At 46.1% G+C, this 16,923-nt stretch carries 3 protein-coding genes; all 3 read right to left on the bottom strand.

Annotated features, from left to right (window positions below; all coding sequences use genetic code 11):
- Positions 1-7 precede the first annotated feature (7 nt).
- Genes MKY66_RS12965 through MKY66_RS12955 form a run of 3 tightly spaced genes read right to left on the bottom strand, consistent with a single transcriptional unit; the run spans position 8 to position 16,901 of the window.
- Positions 8-6,700: a beta-ketoacyl synthase N-terminal-like domain-containing protein gene (locus tag MKY66_RS12965; RefSeq protein ID WP_076217156.1), complete on the bottom strand. Its 6,693-nt coding sequence runs from the start codon at positions 6,698-6,700 to the stop codon at positions 8-10.
- 47 nt (positions 6,701-6,747) lie between these two features.
- Complete coding sequence (locus MKY66_RS12960; protein WP_076217157.1) at positions 6,748-12,963, bottom strand: type I polyketide synthase; 6,216 nt, start codon at positions 12,961-12,963, stop codon at positions 6,748-6,750.
- On the bottom strand, positions 12,960-16,901 hold the full coding sequence (locus MKY66_RS12955) for a beta-ketoacyl synthase N-terminal-like domain-containing protein (protein ID WP_083657442.1): 3,942 nt from the start codon (positions 16,899-16,901) through the stop codon (positions 12,960-12,962). Before MKY66_RS12955 ends, MKY66_RS12960 begins: the two co-directional genes overlap by 4 nt.
- Between the last annotated feature and the right edge of the window lie 22 nt (positions 16,902-16,923).

Here is a 16,923-nt window from a genome sequence, read left to right as displayed (position 1 = left end):
TTCCCCCTTACTGCAATTTTTTCGGTGTGAAGAAAGACAGCATATGCTCAGGCTTACGATGGGTTTGTCCTGAAGACGATCCGAACACCAAGTTTTTCTCCTCAACCTCATCAGGCCAAAACCGGGCTCTGTTCCAGATAATGCGATTGAAACGAGGTTCCAGTGTTGCTTTATTTGGGTCTGGTACACCTTCATTGCTGACAAGGATATGAGCGTTATTTCCTCCGAGTCCAAACGCGCTGACACCCGCACGCAACACTTTATTGGTCCAAGGTGTAAGTTCTTGAACAAGGAATAACGGACTTTCTTCAAACCGAAATCTTGGATTCGGATGCGGACAATTTAAACTGGGCGGGATCTGACCATGTACCATACTTAGCAAAACCTTGATCATACTAACTGCCCCTGCTGCACTCAACAGATGTCCCACATTGCTTTTGACACTTCCCACACCGCAAAGATCCCCCTTTTTCATACTGGTTCCCAGCACTTGGGTTAACGCTTTAAGCTCAATGGGATCTCCAATGACCGTGCCTGTTCCATGTGTTTCTACATAATTGATTGAAGCCGGATCAATATTTGCATCCTTGATGGCACGTTCGATTAACGACTGCTGAGCCTGGGGGTTCGGTGTGGTGACGCCCATTGTATGACCATCATTGTTAATCGCAGAGCCATCAATCACTCCGTAGATTTTGTCACCGTCCGTTATGGCCTGTTCCAATCGTTTCATGACGATTACTCCACAGCCCTCCCCAACCCCAATTCCATTAGCGGAGGCATCAAAGGTTTTACATTGTCCATCTGGTGACAGCACCTTTGATGCAGTCAGGGAAAGATAAGGGGTCTCATCCAATAAAACTTCAACCCCACCGGCGATCACCAGATCTGCTTCCCCATTCTGCAAACTCCGGGCACCCAGATGGATGGCTGTTAGGGAACTGGAACAAGCGGTGTCCACGACCATGTTGGGACCTCTGAGGTTATATAAATGAGCCAAATGTGCCGTAATAAAATTTTGACCTGTACCAATAATGGTTTGTTTGTTGTCCCGACGTATTTTGCTCATGAAATGACCTGTTCTTGCCCCTGCAAACACACCAACCTCAAGCGACTCAAGCTGACTCTTTCCATATCCTGCATCTGCAAGTGCTTCAGCGCTAACCTCAAGCCACTGCCTTTGCAAAGGGTCCAGATGAGTTGCCAGGGAATGATCCATTCCGAAAAAATCGGGATCAAACCATTCCAACTTATCGAGAAAAGCCCCCCATTTACTCATACTTTTCCCGGCTTTGCCATCAGGATGGTAGTACGTTCTCCAATCCCACCGGGATGACGGAATTTCACGTATACTGTTTTTGCCTGCTTTTAGATTGTTCCAAAATTGTTCCGGGTTCACCGCATCCGGGAAATGACAGGCCATTCCAATGATGGCCACTCGGGATCGAGAACGATCTTTGGGCGGCTGGAGAATCTGTCGAGCCTCATGTCTGTTGATCTGTTCGGGAGATGTACGTGGACTTGTTGCGTATTTTTGCAGCAAAGCCCCTGTCAGTCCTGCAATCGTTGGATAGTCCAAAAAAAGACCAGGTTCCACCACAGGAATTTGAAGTTCGCGTTCCATCCGGCGTGCCAGCTGAGCAATCAAGATTGAATCCATCCCGAAATGTTCGAAGGATCGGTCCGGGTTCATTTTCTCGGGTTCAATACACAATTCCTCGGCGAATATGGAACTTAATTTCATCTGTAATATCTCGAATGTATCAGAAAAAGGAACACCACTTGTCATAGGTATTTCGGACATCGTTTCTGCTTTCACCACTCTGGAAATTCCCGATTTCCCCTCAGTGTCAATGAATTCGCTGCTCACGATTGCCGGAAGCATGACTGCACCTGGTTGAGTGATTAGTGCCCAGTCCAGCAGCTTCAATCCTTCTTCATCCGTGATGCTAAGCAGACCGGTTTCGTTATAAGCTTGACTTGGAAACTCACCCATCCCGGATTCCTTCCAGTTCGGCCATTGGATACTGATAAGTGGACTGGTATGGGCATTCGCTGCGGCATAATAATCCATGTAGGTGTTAGCCATAGCGTAATCGCTTTGTCCGACACCAAGTTTCGAAATGGCTCCAGCCACAGAAGAGAACAGGACAAAAAATTGCAAAGGATCGTGACGGAAGCATTCATAGAGTGCTACAGTGCCTAATATTTTGGGAGACAATACGTTCCGAATCGACTCCAGCGGTTTACGAATAAAGGCGGGATTCTCCATGTCGGCTATGCCAGCTGCGTGAATTACTCCTCCGGCTGCGCCCATCGTTGAACGTATATGTTTTGCAGCCTCCAGAAGTTTCTCCTTATTACCTACATCAAGAGACAACACTTCAATCTGTACGCCCTGTTTCTCCAATTCCAGGATATCTCTTATTTTGCTGCCAATCTCGTCTTTGTCCCTGCGTCGCGCCTCCCATTCATGTCGAGATGGAAATGGGGTCTGACCGATCAGAACAAGTTTACGGACCCCGTAGTGTCGGACGGCATGCTGCGCACACAGCATGCCGAGACCCCGTGTGCCCCCAGTTACCCAAAGAACATGATTGGATGAAAAAGGAAGTCGGGTTTGATTCAACTGCTGTATATTCATGTTATCGAGTGTATCCAGATAAGCACTGTACCGCTGTCCTTCACGATAACAGACCTCCTGTTCCTTCCCTGCATGAGTTAACTCCTGAACGATCTGTGCTGCGATATCAAGCTCACTGTCCCTCGGGTCCACATCGATATGCCGCGAAATAATATGACTGTACTCACTTTGGAGTATCCTGTAGAGCCCAGCCCGTTCTGCTCCACCCAGATGAATCGATTGGTTCTGGAAAGACTCTAGGCCCATGGTGACTCCAAGCAGTTTTAATTCTTTGTGACCACGGGTATCAATCATTTGTTGGAGCCGTGCTATCCAGTAGATCAGTTTGTCCAGCATCATTTCTTCTGCTTCCATCTTTCGGCCACAGCCTGACAGATCTATAAAAGCATCACAATTCATCAAAACATCGAGCAAACATCCAGAGTCCTGCTCCTCCTCACTCAGAAGCACAACCTGGCTGCCCTGTATCATTTGTGAAAGTTTATTGGCAAGCCCAACGGTTTCCAGTGTAGATCCAACCATAACTTTTCCATGCCCAGGATCAGGATTTGTAACTGCCGAATGCTTCCATTGCTTCAAAAGAAGCTTTGCTATTCTCTCGTCTTTTTTGTCAGAAGCAACATTCGAAATCTCACTTTTTACATCTGTTTCAATGGACCTCGTCACTATCCCAGACCTCACCCAATATTTTTCCCGTGCAAAAGGATACGTTGGCAGAGGTATTCTTTTATACTTTTCTGTCAAATAAAGCCGGTTATAATCCAATTCATACCCTTGTACATACAGTTCTGCAATAGTATGCAGGTTTTCAACATATCGCGAATCATCTAATGATTCGGTAGCTATTTGTTGGATACATTCATTGCCAAAACGTCGAAGAACGGATTGCTCTTGGGATGGCTGGCCTGATAAATCCGTCGTGTAGATCTGTGATGAACCTCCGGTGTCAAGCCATTGTTCCAAAATGGAGGCCAGATCGTCCGAATGCTGGACTACACAGGCTGCCCGATGCTCCAAATGCCTTCTCCCCGTCATCAAAGTAAAGCTTGTGCTTGCGTAATCAAGCTGGGCTCCCACTTTCCTGTAATGCTGAGCAATTCGTCTCACTTGTTCCCTCAACTGTCCTGTCGATTGTGCAGACCACACCAATAGATAACCCGGTTTATGTATTAAAGGAGACAACTCTCCGGGAGGCTCCTCAATGGCAAGGTGAGCATTGGTTCCACTAAAGCCAAATGAGCTTACAAGTGCAGCCCTTTTTTGTGCGGGGGGTGTATGCCATGGAATTAATTGAGTATTGACATAGAATGGACTTTTCGAAAAATCAATATCGGGATTCGCTTTGGAATAATGAATGGATGGCGGAATCTGTTGATGTTTCAAGGCCAATAATAATTTGATCACACCGGCTATGCCCGCTGCTGCAATGGAATGTCCCATATTGGACTTGATCGAACCTAGTGCAGCATATTGTGAACGACTTGTATACTTCCGGAAACTTCGATTCAGCGCATCGAATTCAATGGGATCACCCAACTTCGTTCCAGTACCATGTGCTTCAACCAATTGGATCTGATCCGGATTAACACCGAACTGGTCGTATAACTGGCGTTCCAGTCTTTCCTGCGAAGCTCTACTAGGGGCTGTGATACCATTGGTACTCCCATCCTGATTGATACAGCTGCCTTTGATGATCCCGTGTACATGATCGCCATCTTGGATGGCATCCTCCAGCCGTTTGAGCAACACGGCCCCAACACCCTCACCCGGTACAAAACCGTCTGCACGTTCATCAAAGCTATGACACCTTCCAGCAGGGGACAACATGCCCGCCCGACTAGCAGAATTATAAAAATCAGGCGTGGATTGCACAAACACTCCACCTGCCAGAGCAAGCTCCACTTCCCCTGACCATAGAGCTTGACAAGCCAGATGAATGGCAACCAACGAACTAGAACATGCGGTATCCACTGCGATTGCTGGCCCCTGTAAATTCAGAAAATAGGATACCCGGGCAGGTACGATGGATGCAGCATTACCCCAAAAAGCTTGTGCAGGTGCCTGTTCACCGATCAACTTCTCATAGTCTCCTCCGCAATATCCGGTGTAGACTCCGCATTTGCGGCCATGAATCAGTTCCCCTGCATATCCAGCGTGTTCAAGGGTTTTCCACGATTCCTCCAGAAACAATCGCTGCTGCGGGTCCATATGCATTGCTTCAACATTGGAGATTTTGAAAAACAAGGGGTCAAAAGAGTCGCTATTTTCCAAAAAAGCTCCATGATTATTTTCCGTTTTCTCTAAGGATGATCCTGTCTGTTCCGAAGTCCACCGCGCCCCACGCTGAATCAAGTCATGACCTGCGGCCAAATGCTCCCATAATTCATCCACATTATCCGATTGCGGGAATCTGCCGCTGTAGCCAATGATCGCAATATCCTTGTGTCTGTTGTTGGAACCGGGGGATGTTATATCGCCATCGGAATGACTCTCCATGGCATCATCCAACGTGAACTCTCGCTCTTCACTAATCCGTTCAGTTCGTTGAACGTCGGGCTTCTCGGCACTGCAACCTCCATGAAACTCCATTTGTTGTTCTGGCTCCAGCGGTTTCTCCTGATACATAGGGGCAATATACTGTGCAAGCTGGTTGACACAAGGAAAATCAAAAATATCAGTGGTGAACAGCTCCGTTCCCAATCGTTCATTAATCGAATGAATTAATCGAACACCCGTTATGGAGTCAACCCCATAATCGGAAAAAGCCTCCTCATGGTCGATAAGCTGTGCCTCAACTTTCAAAGATTCGCATAGTGTCCGAACAAGCACTTCCTTTATGTACTTCAGTTTTTCTGCGGATGAACGTGAACTCTCCAATTCAGGTAACCGGATTTCTGACGGTTTTTCCTGCATATTCTGCGAATTACGGCTCGTTTGACTTTGGACCTGATGTTTTACCGTTTGCTCATGTTTCAAGGTTTGCTGACGTACCACGCCATTGCTTGTCCCCATTATCACTTGCTGGCCCTTGAATTCGTCAGTGTGAGCCAGTAACTGAACTTCCCCGAACCCCTCGGATAACAATACGTTTTTCCAAGTTTCCTGTTCAAGCAAAGGTCCTCCGGAAATACGCAGAGCAGGGTCCACATAGCTCCACCACCCATCCAATAACCCAAACGTAAGGTGATTCATAAGCGTATTTTCGGTAATTTCATTAATCAAAAAGACACCCTTACAACGGAGCAATGCCTTAACATTCCTTAAGGCAAGGCGAATATTAGGAGCAGCATGCATGACATTAGTTGCTATCGCTATATCATAGGTCCCCGCTTGCAAAGATTGGGTGGACACCGGTTTGGACAAATCAAACGTTCCGTATGTAAGGTACGGATAACGCGGGCCATATACCTTTTGGGCATGACTTAAAAAAGCCTGGGAAAGATCCGTATAACAGTATTCCAGAATATGGGGATAAAAATCATTCAGACGGTTAAAAACCGCCTGGCTCGTGCCTCCTGTTCCAGCTCCGATCTCCACAATGCGAATATGTGCACTCGGCTCCCGCACAAGTTGCTGTTTTATAATAGCTGCAACCCGATCTGCCAAAACGGCATTGAAATAATCGGCAGCAGGATTGTTCATGTAAATGTTCTTCACCAGTTGCATGGAACTATTCGGAAAAATAATGTCGGTTGCGGACTTCTGACCAGTCAAAATGTCCGGCAGTGCTCGGAGCGTGGCATCCAGCAGTGGAATGTAGGAAGACACATTTGGATCGGATAGCCACAGCAATTTTTTCCTATCCCATTCCTTCCATGCATGAGCCAGGTCCGTATCGTTGGTCTGAATCAAGGGATTTACAGCGTCAGTAGAGGTGCAATAACCGTATTTTCGCAAATAAAGAAAACTCTCCCTCCACCATCTTTCGTAACGCTCGATCAATGAATCAGGTATTTCTGCTACAGCTGCATCTTCACCCCGGAAATTGCTCAAAAGTCCTGCAGCATGCAGTCTGCCCCATAATAATTGACCCAACAACTCTTTCAGTTCTGTCATTACACGTTCCCCCCACCGTCTGATAATCCCCGCTCTTCAGACCCCTGTTATATAACCTGAGACGGTACAGCCCCCTGATAGACCATAATGGATTCTTCTTCATCTAAGATCTGTATATCTACCAAAGACTGTTTCTTTATCAATGCAATCTGATCCAGCACACCATTCATCAGTACATCTAGAGCCTCCATCGCTTCAGGAGCTTCGATTGAACCTTGTCCTGCTTTCGCCATGCGTGTCTTATAATATTCAGAACGTACCGAACCCACACTTCCCCAATATCCCCAGTTCATCACTTTGATAGGAAAATCACAGCACTGTCTCAAAAATTGGGCAAATACATCTTTGAACGTACAGCCGGCTACGTAATTCGCCTGCCCGGCCGAATTCAAAAAGGAATTCATGGACGAAAAAAAGAGTACAAAGTCAGGCGACTCTCCGATACACGCTTTGGCTATATTGATGCTGATGTCTACCTTGGTGGAATAAGCTTTCCGAAAAGAAGCTTCGTCCATATATTCCAGACTGCGATCCTCCAACACGATGGCAGAATGAATAAAACCATTAATGGCTTGATGATTCCGCCTAATATTTATACATGCCTGACGCATTGCTTCCGAATCCGTTGCATTAACAGCCATGTAACAGGGCGCGGGGCCAAGCTCGCCCAGCCTTTGCAATTTCGCTTGAATATCAGCATCCAGCTCCCTTCTTCCCAGCCAGATGATCTGGGCTTTGTAATGCCGGATCATATATTCACTCCATGCCTCTCCGATTCCGCCTGCTCCTCCAATAACAACGTATACACCCCCATGGCGATAGGAATGAGACTGCCCGGAACTCACAGGAGAATATGTAACGGGCACAAGTTGTTGACGAAACCATTCGCCTTGTCGGTTTAGATATGGGAATCCATAGGAATCAGCAGACAACGAAAACAACTCGTACATATTCTTATCGTTCAACTGATCCAAATCCACCTGTCTAACCTTCCATCCAGGTCGTTCTTTGCACAATACCCCTATAAGACCATGTATCCCGGCATGAGTGGGATCAACTGAATCAAGTGTATGAATGGCGTTTGCCCGCATTGTGATTACAGTCCATTCCATGCTGCGATTCCCATATCTGTCCTGAAGAAGTGCCTTAATCAGTCTGTACAGAAGAAACACGCCTTCTTCCTGAGCCTCAATCATTCCCTCGACATCAGGTGAGTTTCCGGCGGTTATCGGAGATATCCACACCATATGTCGAAGGTTCATAATTGGGGTCAGTTGTTCCGAGATCCGCATGATGGAATCCTGTGGATTCAAAACGATCACTTCGGCGTGAGGCAGATGTTTAAGCAGCTGAGTCAAGTACGAGCTCTTCGTACCTACCAAGCATATTTCTCCTGGGAGATCGTTGAGTACACGTTCATATTCATGTTCATGCAAGCCGATTGTCTGCTCTTTCCATACAGGGGCCAGCATTTGTAACTCGTATGTCTCCATCCCTTTAGTCTCTTCGAGGCCAGAAGCTTTCGCCTCAGATCTTCTAAAACGCATTGCCCTAACGGATACCCGTACATCACCCTTCACACTAAACAAATCTATGTCATATTCGGTATCCGCGTGCACAGCAGCGCTGCCACTCTCCTGATGGACTCGGACATGAGCCCACATCTCGGCTTCGCAGGAGCCAAATATTTGAATTTGTTGTATAGAGAAGGGCAACAAAGGCGTATCTTGCTGCTCGTCCTGAATACTTCCCGAAGTACTTAGCCAGATCCCGATTGCAGCCTGAAAAGCGTTATCCAGAAGTCCGGGATGAATGGTGCCGTCCTGATATCCATCCATAATACCCGGAGGCAAGGCAATTCTGGCCAGAGCTTGATCATGACCCACTGCTACAGATTTCAGACCCTGGAAGTCTGGACCATACTGCATACCCCTGGCTGAAAAAAAGGAATAACATTGCTCTGATGTAAAATTTCCCAGACTACAGTTGCTCAGGATAGTCTCCACTTCGCTAGTCTTGCGTACTCCACGCTTGGTAATCACAGCAGTCCCCTGGCTAAAAACTATGGTCTCTGTCTCATCCCCCTGGGACTCACTTGGAGATTGAACGGTCACCTCAATATCTCCATTAGAGGATGGATTAAGAAGGATTCGAAGCCTTCCCATACCTTGTTGAGCTACAACAGGTTTGAGCCATATCAGCTTTTGGAGGTTGATTTGTTCATCCTCTCTGGGTTGAGCAGCCATCATGACAGCGGCCCTGATCAACTCAATATGTGCTGAGGCAGGCAATACATTATATCCGTTTATTTCGTGATCCCGAAAAAAGGATTCCTGACCCGTAAATTCAAATTCGTAGCTGTATGCCCGAAAATCCGATCTGTTTTCCAGCTTCATCATGAATCTGTTATCCATTCCCGACCGATGAATCTCTTGGCTTTCTATCCGTTTGACTGGATTAGGAAGCCAGTGCCGTGTCTCTGCAAACGGATAAGTCGGGATGGAAATTTTCCGTTTCCGTTCTCTTTTATCCATTGAAGACCAATCAATCCGGTTGCCAGTTACCCAGAGCTGAGCAAGTTTATGGAGCTCTGCTTCAACCATGAAATCCTGATCTGTGGAAGGCTGATGGTAAGCTATAGCCTGTTCATCTTGTGAGGGCTTGCGCTTGGTTACGCTCCCTTGCCAACATGGAGATAGATTTTCTGTCTCATCTGCAATAAACCGATTAAGCATTTCCACGGTGTCATCGATGCTTGAACTCACCAATGCAAGTCTTTCCTCCAGCTCTTCCCTGCCCGTTTGCATTGTAAATGCAACATCAGCCAGGGTAATCCCATCCGTTTGACTTAGAAATTCAACGAGTCGCCTCGCATATGCTTTCAATCGATCCCTGTTCTTTGCAGAAACGATGAGTAACTGGGGGCGATTGGATATATTTTGGGAACTATTGTGCTTGGTCACATATTCGCGGATGACGATATGAGCATTGACACCTCCAAAGCCAAATGAACTTACGCCCGCACTTCTTGGGACAGTGTCATGTTTGCGATTCCACGTCTGTCCTTCCTTTACGATATAAAATGGACTGTTCTTCAACTGGATGTACGGGTTAACTTCATTTAACTGCAGATTTGGCAGCAATCGGTTATGCTTCATACTGAGTAACACATTTAGTACTCCCGCTACTCCTGCTGCTGCCTCCAGGTGCCCAATATACGTTTTTATAGTTCCCACTGCACAGTGCGGAACAGTGGAATCCGGGGATGAGCCGCTCTGCGTGCCATGCAACTCATCCCAGTTTTGAACCAGCTGAGAGAATGCTTTTTTTAGCGCATTTATCTCGATCGGATCACCCAATGGCGTCCCCGTACCATGTGCTTCAATATAATCTGCTGTCCTTGGATCAATTCCGGATCTGGACCACGCTTCAACAATGAGTTCTGCCTGTGCGTTAGGATTTGGAGACGTCAAAGTGTTGGCATGTCCCCCATGATTTATAGCCGTTGCCTGAATTACTCCATAGATATGGTCTCCATCCGCTTCCGCTTTGGACAATGGTTTGAGCAGCAATGCCCCACTACCTTCGCCACGAACGTACCCATCAGCACCTTGATCAAAGGTTTTACAGCGACCATCCACACTGAGCATACCTGCCTGATTAAAGGCAATCATCAGCTGTGGACTTGCGATAACACTGATGCCTCCTGCAACTGCCAGTTCACATTCTCCGTTGTGTATCGACTCCACTGCCCGATGAATGGCGACCAGCGAACCGGAACAGGCTGTATCCACAGGCTCACTGGGTCCATGCAGATTTAGAAGATATGAAATTCGGTTAGCCAGAATGGAATGAAATATGCCCAAAGCTGTATGTGCCTCGGTAGGAATGCCTGATTGATGCATCAAATCATAATAATCTGAACTAACCACCCCAACAAACATGCCTGTTTTACTCCCGGACAAATCGGATGGCCTGTAACCAGCATCTTCAATGGCTTCCCATACGGTTTGCAAATAAATGCGCTGTCTCGGGTCCATCAACCCAGCTTCATGAGGCGAAATTCCAAAAAACGAAGCATCAAATTGATCAATGGCTTTCATAAATCCGCCCCATTTGATGTTGGTTTTATTAACTTCCTTTATTGGATCCCCATAATATTGATGCCAATCCCAGCGTTCAGGGGGGATTTCGGAAATAAAGGTTTTTCCGGAAACCAAGTTCTCCCATAGTTCATCCATACTCTCGGATTGAGGCATATGAGCGCCTATTCCAATAATGGCAATGGGTTCTTTATTGCTCCTATGGACATCGACAGACTCACTTGCGTTCTCATTTGTTTCATCATCACTGACCGTATGTGAAGTCTGCATTACGGGTTCATCGTGTCCCCCACTCATTCCATGATATCGGGCAATGTCTTCGCCATAAGCTCCGATCAGGTAGGTTGCAAAGCTCCTTAAAGTCGCATATTCAAACACAACAGGAGGCGTCAGATCAATGTTATACGTTGCGTTGATTCGATTGACAAAATCAGTCGTCGAAATGGAATCAAATCCATAGTCGCTCTTATCCGCATCCAGATCCAGTTCCTGTATGTCAACACTAAGAATCTTTGAGGATATGGTCAAAATGACCTCTGAAACCCTTTCTAGTAGAACTTCTTCATTTATGCTGTTCTGCAACAACACATCCTTTTTCGACGGGTCCACATCCGCAAACGATGTTTTCTCGTGTACCTTCTGAAATTTGACCGCATCTCCGCCAACAATTACCAGCTGATTTTCCTTACAATGAAAAGCATCCTCAAAAGCCTGTATAGCATGTTCGCTGGATATCGATGAAACCCCGAGCGTATTTTCCAAAAAAAGACGATGGGTTGAATCTACTCCCATCCCTCCTTCCAACCACAAAGGCCAATTCAGAGAGAGCGTTTGACCCGAACGCATCCCCTCTTTGTTCAAACGATCCCGTTGACGGCAAAAACCGTCCATAAAGCCATTGGCAAAGGCATAGTCACATTGTCCAGCGTTGCCCAGAACGGACATGACGGAAGAGCAAACGATGAAAAAGTCCAACTGTTCATGACAAGAAGCTTCGTCCAGCCAAACCGTTCCGTATACTTTAGGAGCGATAACAGCATCCATGTCCACTTTATTTTTGGATTGAAGCATTGAGTCTCTCAATACACCAGCGCAATGAATCACACCATGAATGCCTCTAAATCTGGCTTTGCACTCACGGATGAGATTAAAAGCGGACTCACGTTCCGATACATCCACCGGGATATACACTATTTCAGCTCCAAACTTCCCTAGATCATGCAATTGTTGTTCCTGATCCCTACTCAGCATGGAGCGTCCAGATAAAACAATGACACGAGCGGATTGGGCAAGCAAGGAGGCAAACTTTAGACCGATGCCGCCCATCCCACCTGTGATCAAATACACGCCTTCTTTGTTCCACTCCACTTGTGAATATTCTCTTTTCGGCAGCGATACCAATCTTTTTACATAACGCCGATTGTCCCGATAACGAACCTCCACCGCTTGGTCCCGAGCTTCCAGCTCCTGTTTGATGAGTTGGAACATATCGATTGGTTCATTTCCCATGTCCAATGTACGGCATGTCCATTGCGGGTGTTCCCATTTCACACTGCGCATGAAACTGCTTACAGCTTCATTTGCCGGTTCTTCTTTACGATCGCTGGAATAAGCATATAAAAGATGTACTTTCTTTTTGTCAGCACATTTCGCTAGCCATTGGCATGTATAAAATAAAGCGTACACGCCCTGGGCAAGCTGTTTACTCAGCAGCGTCCCTCCATCTTCAGAAAGCACGGCACCACTCCATCCATGAACGACAGTATCAGGAATCCACTGTAATTCGGACAGTCGGTTGAATAAACGCTCGTAATCCTCTTCATGTTCCGGACGGACTACGAATGTACCAGCATCCTGCTCGATGAATTGATTTCCTTGTAACACACGAATGATGGAAGCACTCTCATCCCATTGCCCCATGTTTTCTTCACCAGTAACAAATAACAGAAGTCTCTCACTTTTGAAAACGGTACATTGAAGGTCTTGAATTTCCCAGGATGGATACAGATACGTATTCTGCTGTATGTTTTTTTCATTGGAAGCCGAATTATCATGCCGCTCTATTTCCTGTATAAGCTGGTAGGCTATCTCTGATGAGAGACGTCGTCCCTTCACCATTTCAAGAATCTGATCCAGTGATAACATCTGATCTTTTCTCATCGTTCCTCCATATAAGTTAAGACATCAATGGGTTCAACCTCTCCGGCTTCCAATCTTTGCAAAAGTGTTTTCAGTGAGTCCTTCGCATGGCGCTTTTTGTCCTGAACCTGTCTTACCGTAAAATCACGCATCTCCATGCATATTAGTTCCTGTTCATCAAGCAAGACAATATCAAACTTGAACGCTTTTCCCCCTTGTGTACTCTGCTGCCTAACATACACACTCCCCTTGTCGGGAAGCCGATTCCACCATTTGACGGTACCTATAGAATAGGGCATACAAAGACTAGAGCTTACCTTTTGGACAAGTAACATCGCTGTCTGCAAAGCACTGTCCATCGTTACAGGATGAAGCGTATATGCATGTGACTGTTCATCACAAGGGAGTGGGAGCGCAAAGCTGGCAATAGCCTCACCTTCACTCACCCAACAATCCGTTATGGATTGAAAGGACGGACCGTAGACGAGAAGACTCTTTTCAAGTGTGCGATATACTCCTGGAACAGGGTCACCACATCTTCTTCTAATCGCATCCATATCACGTTTAACTTCGTATTCAGTGCCTTGTCGCAAGGCTTGTTTATTGCCTTCTGTTTTTATTTCATACAACGTTCCTTGCCCGTGAATTCGTCTGGAGTTTGAATCATCGCCGGTCCATACGTGAAATTGAACTTTTTCCTCAGCTCTCGACAAAGAAATATTTACTTCAACAGGATGCTCCATAACCGTCAGGGGTCTTGACCACACCACTTCACCAAAACCAGTAACCTCCTGGATTCCTGCCTTCTGCGCAGCAGCCAATGCCATTTCCAAATAAGCCACACCTGGTAAAGTCCGTTTACCATCTACGATATGATCATTCAGAAAAAATTCTTTGCCAGTAAACAGCTTTTGGTACTTGAATTCATCCAAGGTTGAGGTATTCCAGCCAATCATCGGGTGCAAAGCTGGATCTATCCCCTTCCCCTGTGGACGCGGAAGCTTATGTACATCCATAACCGATTGATTAGCCAGGGTATTGTTATTGTCATGTAATCGATGTATTACAGACTCGAAACGCTGAGTCGGCAAAGCACACTTGTTAAATGTTCCTGAAGGGAACCATAGGTCCCACCTCATATTCACGCCATGGAGCCATAATTGATCGAGGATATTCCAGACGTCATATCCCGCTTCATCCTCTTTTAAAGCAAGTTTCAGCGTATCAGGCGCGGCCGATTGAACTACTCCGATGTCGATGATCTTGATGTCTGACGAAATTTTTTCCAGATCAACTTGGCTTTCTTGTGTTTGATGCAGCCATTGCTCAACATTTCCAATTTCGGGCAGGTTATCGTTTCGGTCATGTAATGGGTTTTCGTTTTGATCCGTATGCATCTGTTGCTGTTTCAGGTTCATGGATTGGGCAATCGCCTTATAATCCGCATTGGAATCCAAAACAAGCTGGGCGACCATTTCAGGAAGTAAGATGTGATCGTCCATCAGATCCAATATTTGTTCGAATCGTGGATCGGGCTCAGTCATTATCGTCAAATCCCATTTGCGATTCAACCTCCGCAGTGAATGAGCCACAGCCGTAACGATAATGAACAACTGTTGAGTGGAAAGCTCCGTAAACATCAAGACAGCAACAGGCTTCCCAAGCAACTCCTCCAAATTCCAATCGTCCCCACTTACTTTACCTAGAAGATTCGACCATTCATCTATATACTTTCTGAAGGTGAACTGATGAGAGATGAGTGATTGACCCTTAGTTAGATAATATTGAACCCGTTCGTGATCACTGACCATTGGATATTCCAATCGATCATCTTGTCTGTTCCCAGAGCCCACACTTTCAACTAGTGTGCCACCCAACAAGTGACGAAGATAGGCCTCGTTAAAAGAAACCGGATACAAAATATCTTGCAGTGTTGGATCATAATAGGGAATACACGGACGATGAAGTTTAATGATGTCAGCTTCATTTCCCCCTGCAAGCCTCGAAAGAATTTGTTCTGGCACAATCATCTGGTTTACCCCAAGAACTGCCCACATTCCTGTACGTTCCCCTGTCATCCATTCCACTTTTAAGCCCGCATCAAGTAAACATCGAAGAACGGCATATCCCGCAATGAACTGACAGCAAGGAATTGTCTCTTTCCCCCATGGTTCATTGTAGAACATCCGCCGATAATGATCGGCAAGTGGACGATCAGCAATTTGATCCAGTAAGGATTGAACGATGTCCTCCATATGCGGTAAATCACGGGTTAACATGCTAAATTGCTCATAGTTTATATAGGAAAAGTGTCCCACTCTTATTGCCCACTTTTGCTGCTTTGGCATGAAAGGATGACTTGATTCCGAATGCAACTCTTCCTTCAACTGCTGTAAGTTGTCTGCCATCACAGCATAACGATAAGGAAAAGCCACTCTTCCCGTGAACAATGTTCCACTAATATCACGCAGCGTACACTCATCAAACTCGGGTGTGAGCGAGAATGCCCTCCACGATTCAAGCTGTTTTTCCAAATGCCATTTTGATTTGCCTGATAGCGTGAACAGCTGAGAACGGCCTGCTGCTGCATCCTTCTGTTTGTTCGAGGGTGCAGTGCACCACTGTTCAATCACCAGATGTGCGTTGACTCCACCAAAACCGAAAGAGCTTATGCCCGCTCTTAAAGGCAAACCTTCGCCAGCACTGTTCCAATCAGTTAGAGCCCCTGCCACTTCAAAAGGAGTATTCTTAAAATCTATGATCGGATTAGGATCGTTAAAATGAAGGTTGGCAGGTATTTTACCATGTTTCATCATCATGATCACTTTCACAATACCAGCCATGCCCGCAGCACTCTCCAAGTGGCCAATATTGGTTTTTACCGAGCCAATCCGACAGAATTGGGTTCGGGAAGTATAGGCAGCAAATGCATTTTTAAGCGCTTCAATTTCAATCGGATCTCCCAATGACGTTCCCGTTCCATGTGCCTCAATATACGTGACCATTTCCGGGGAAATATCTGCATCCTGATAAGCAGCCAAGATGACGTCTTGTTGTGCCTTCATGCTCGGAGCAGTTATGGATGCGCTTCTTCCACCATGATTGCAGGCAGATCCTTTGATAATCCCGTAGATATGATTACCTTCCGCTAAAGCATCTTCAAGCCTTTGAAGCAATAACACGCCTGCTCCATCCCCTGGTACATAACCATTGGCTTCCTTATCAAAGGTTTTACAACGTCCATCCGGACTTAACATTCTTGACTTGGAAAATGAAATAAACTTCCAGGGATGCAAATTTAGATTTACACATGCAGCTAAGGCGTAATTGCACTCATTTCGTTGCAGGGCTTGTTTGGCTTCATGCACGGCTACTAATGAAGATGCACAAGCTGCATTTACTGATATACTCGCGCCCTTGAAGTCCATAACGTAAGAAATTCGATTGGCAAGAATACTTTCATAATTTCCAAGACAAGCGTAGCTATCTATCTCCAATTCGGGAAGGCACGCCATTTGGCGGTGATCTACCGTCATTACTCCGGCATAAACGGAAGTGACCTGATTCTGTAACCTTTGAAGTGAAATCCCGGAATCTTCAATGCATTGCCAGGAAACTTCAAGTATCATTCGTTGCTGTGGGTCCATATTTTTGGCCTCTCGGGGAGAGATACTGAAAAAGCGGTGATCAAAAGAATACACATCATCCAGCAGACCGCACCATTTTCCAATACTCTTATTCGGGGCGTCAATATCTTGAGAATAGAACCTTGATACATCCCATCGATCTGGGGTAACCTCCCTGACGGAATCCACACCATTCGCAAGATTATCCCAAAACGTCGTATAATGATTAGCCTGCGGAAACCTGCACGCCATACCAACGATCACAATATCCGTAAGGCTCATTTCCGGATTACTATCGGATGTTGACTTCGTGCCCTTCTTTTGTCGCATCATCACACCCCCTGTCCCTAACAAT

Source organism: Paenibacillus sp. FSL R5-0766 (genome assembly GCF_037971845.1).
GTDB lineage: Bacteria > Bacillota > Bacilli > Paenibacillales > Paenibacillaceae > Paenibacillus.
The sequence above is the reverse complement of the archived record's forward strand: the minus strand, read 5'-3'. Positions and strand labels throughout refer to the sequence as shown.

What these genes read in the sequence shown, in the direction of transcription:
- MKY66_RS12965 (WP_076217156.1), bottom strand. Translation starts at nt 6,700, where the DNA reads ATGACAGAACTGAAAGAGTTGTTGGGTCAATTATTATGGGGCAGACTG.
- MKY66_RS12955 (WP_083657442.1), bottom strand. Translation starts at nt 16,901, where the DNA reads ATGATGCGACAAAAGAAGGGCACGAAGTCAACATCCGATAGTAATCCG.
- MKY66_RS12960 (WP_076217157.1), bottom strand. Translation starts at nt 12,963, where the DNA reads ATGAGAAAAGATCAGATGTTATCACTGGATCAGATTCTTGAAATGGTG.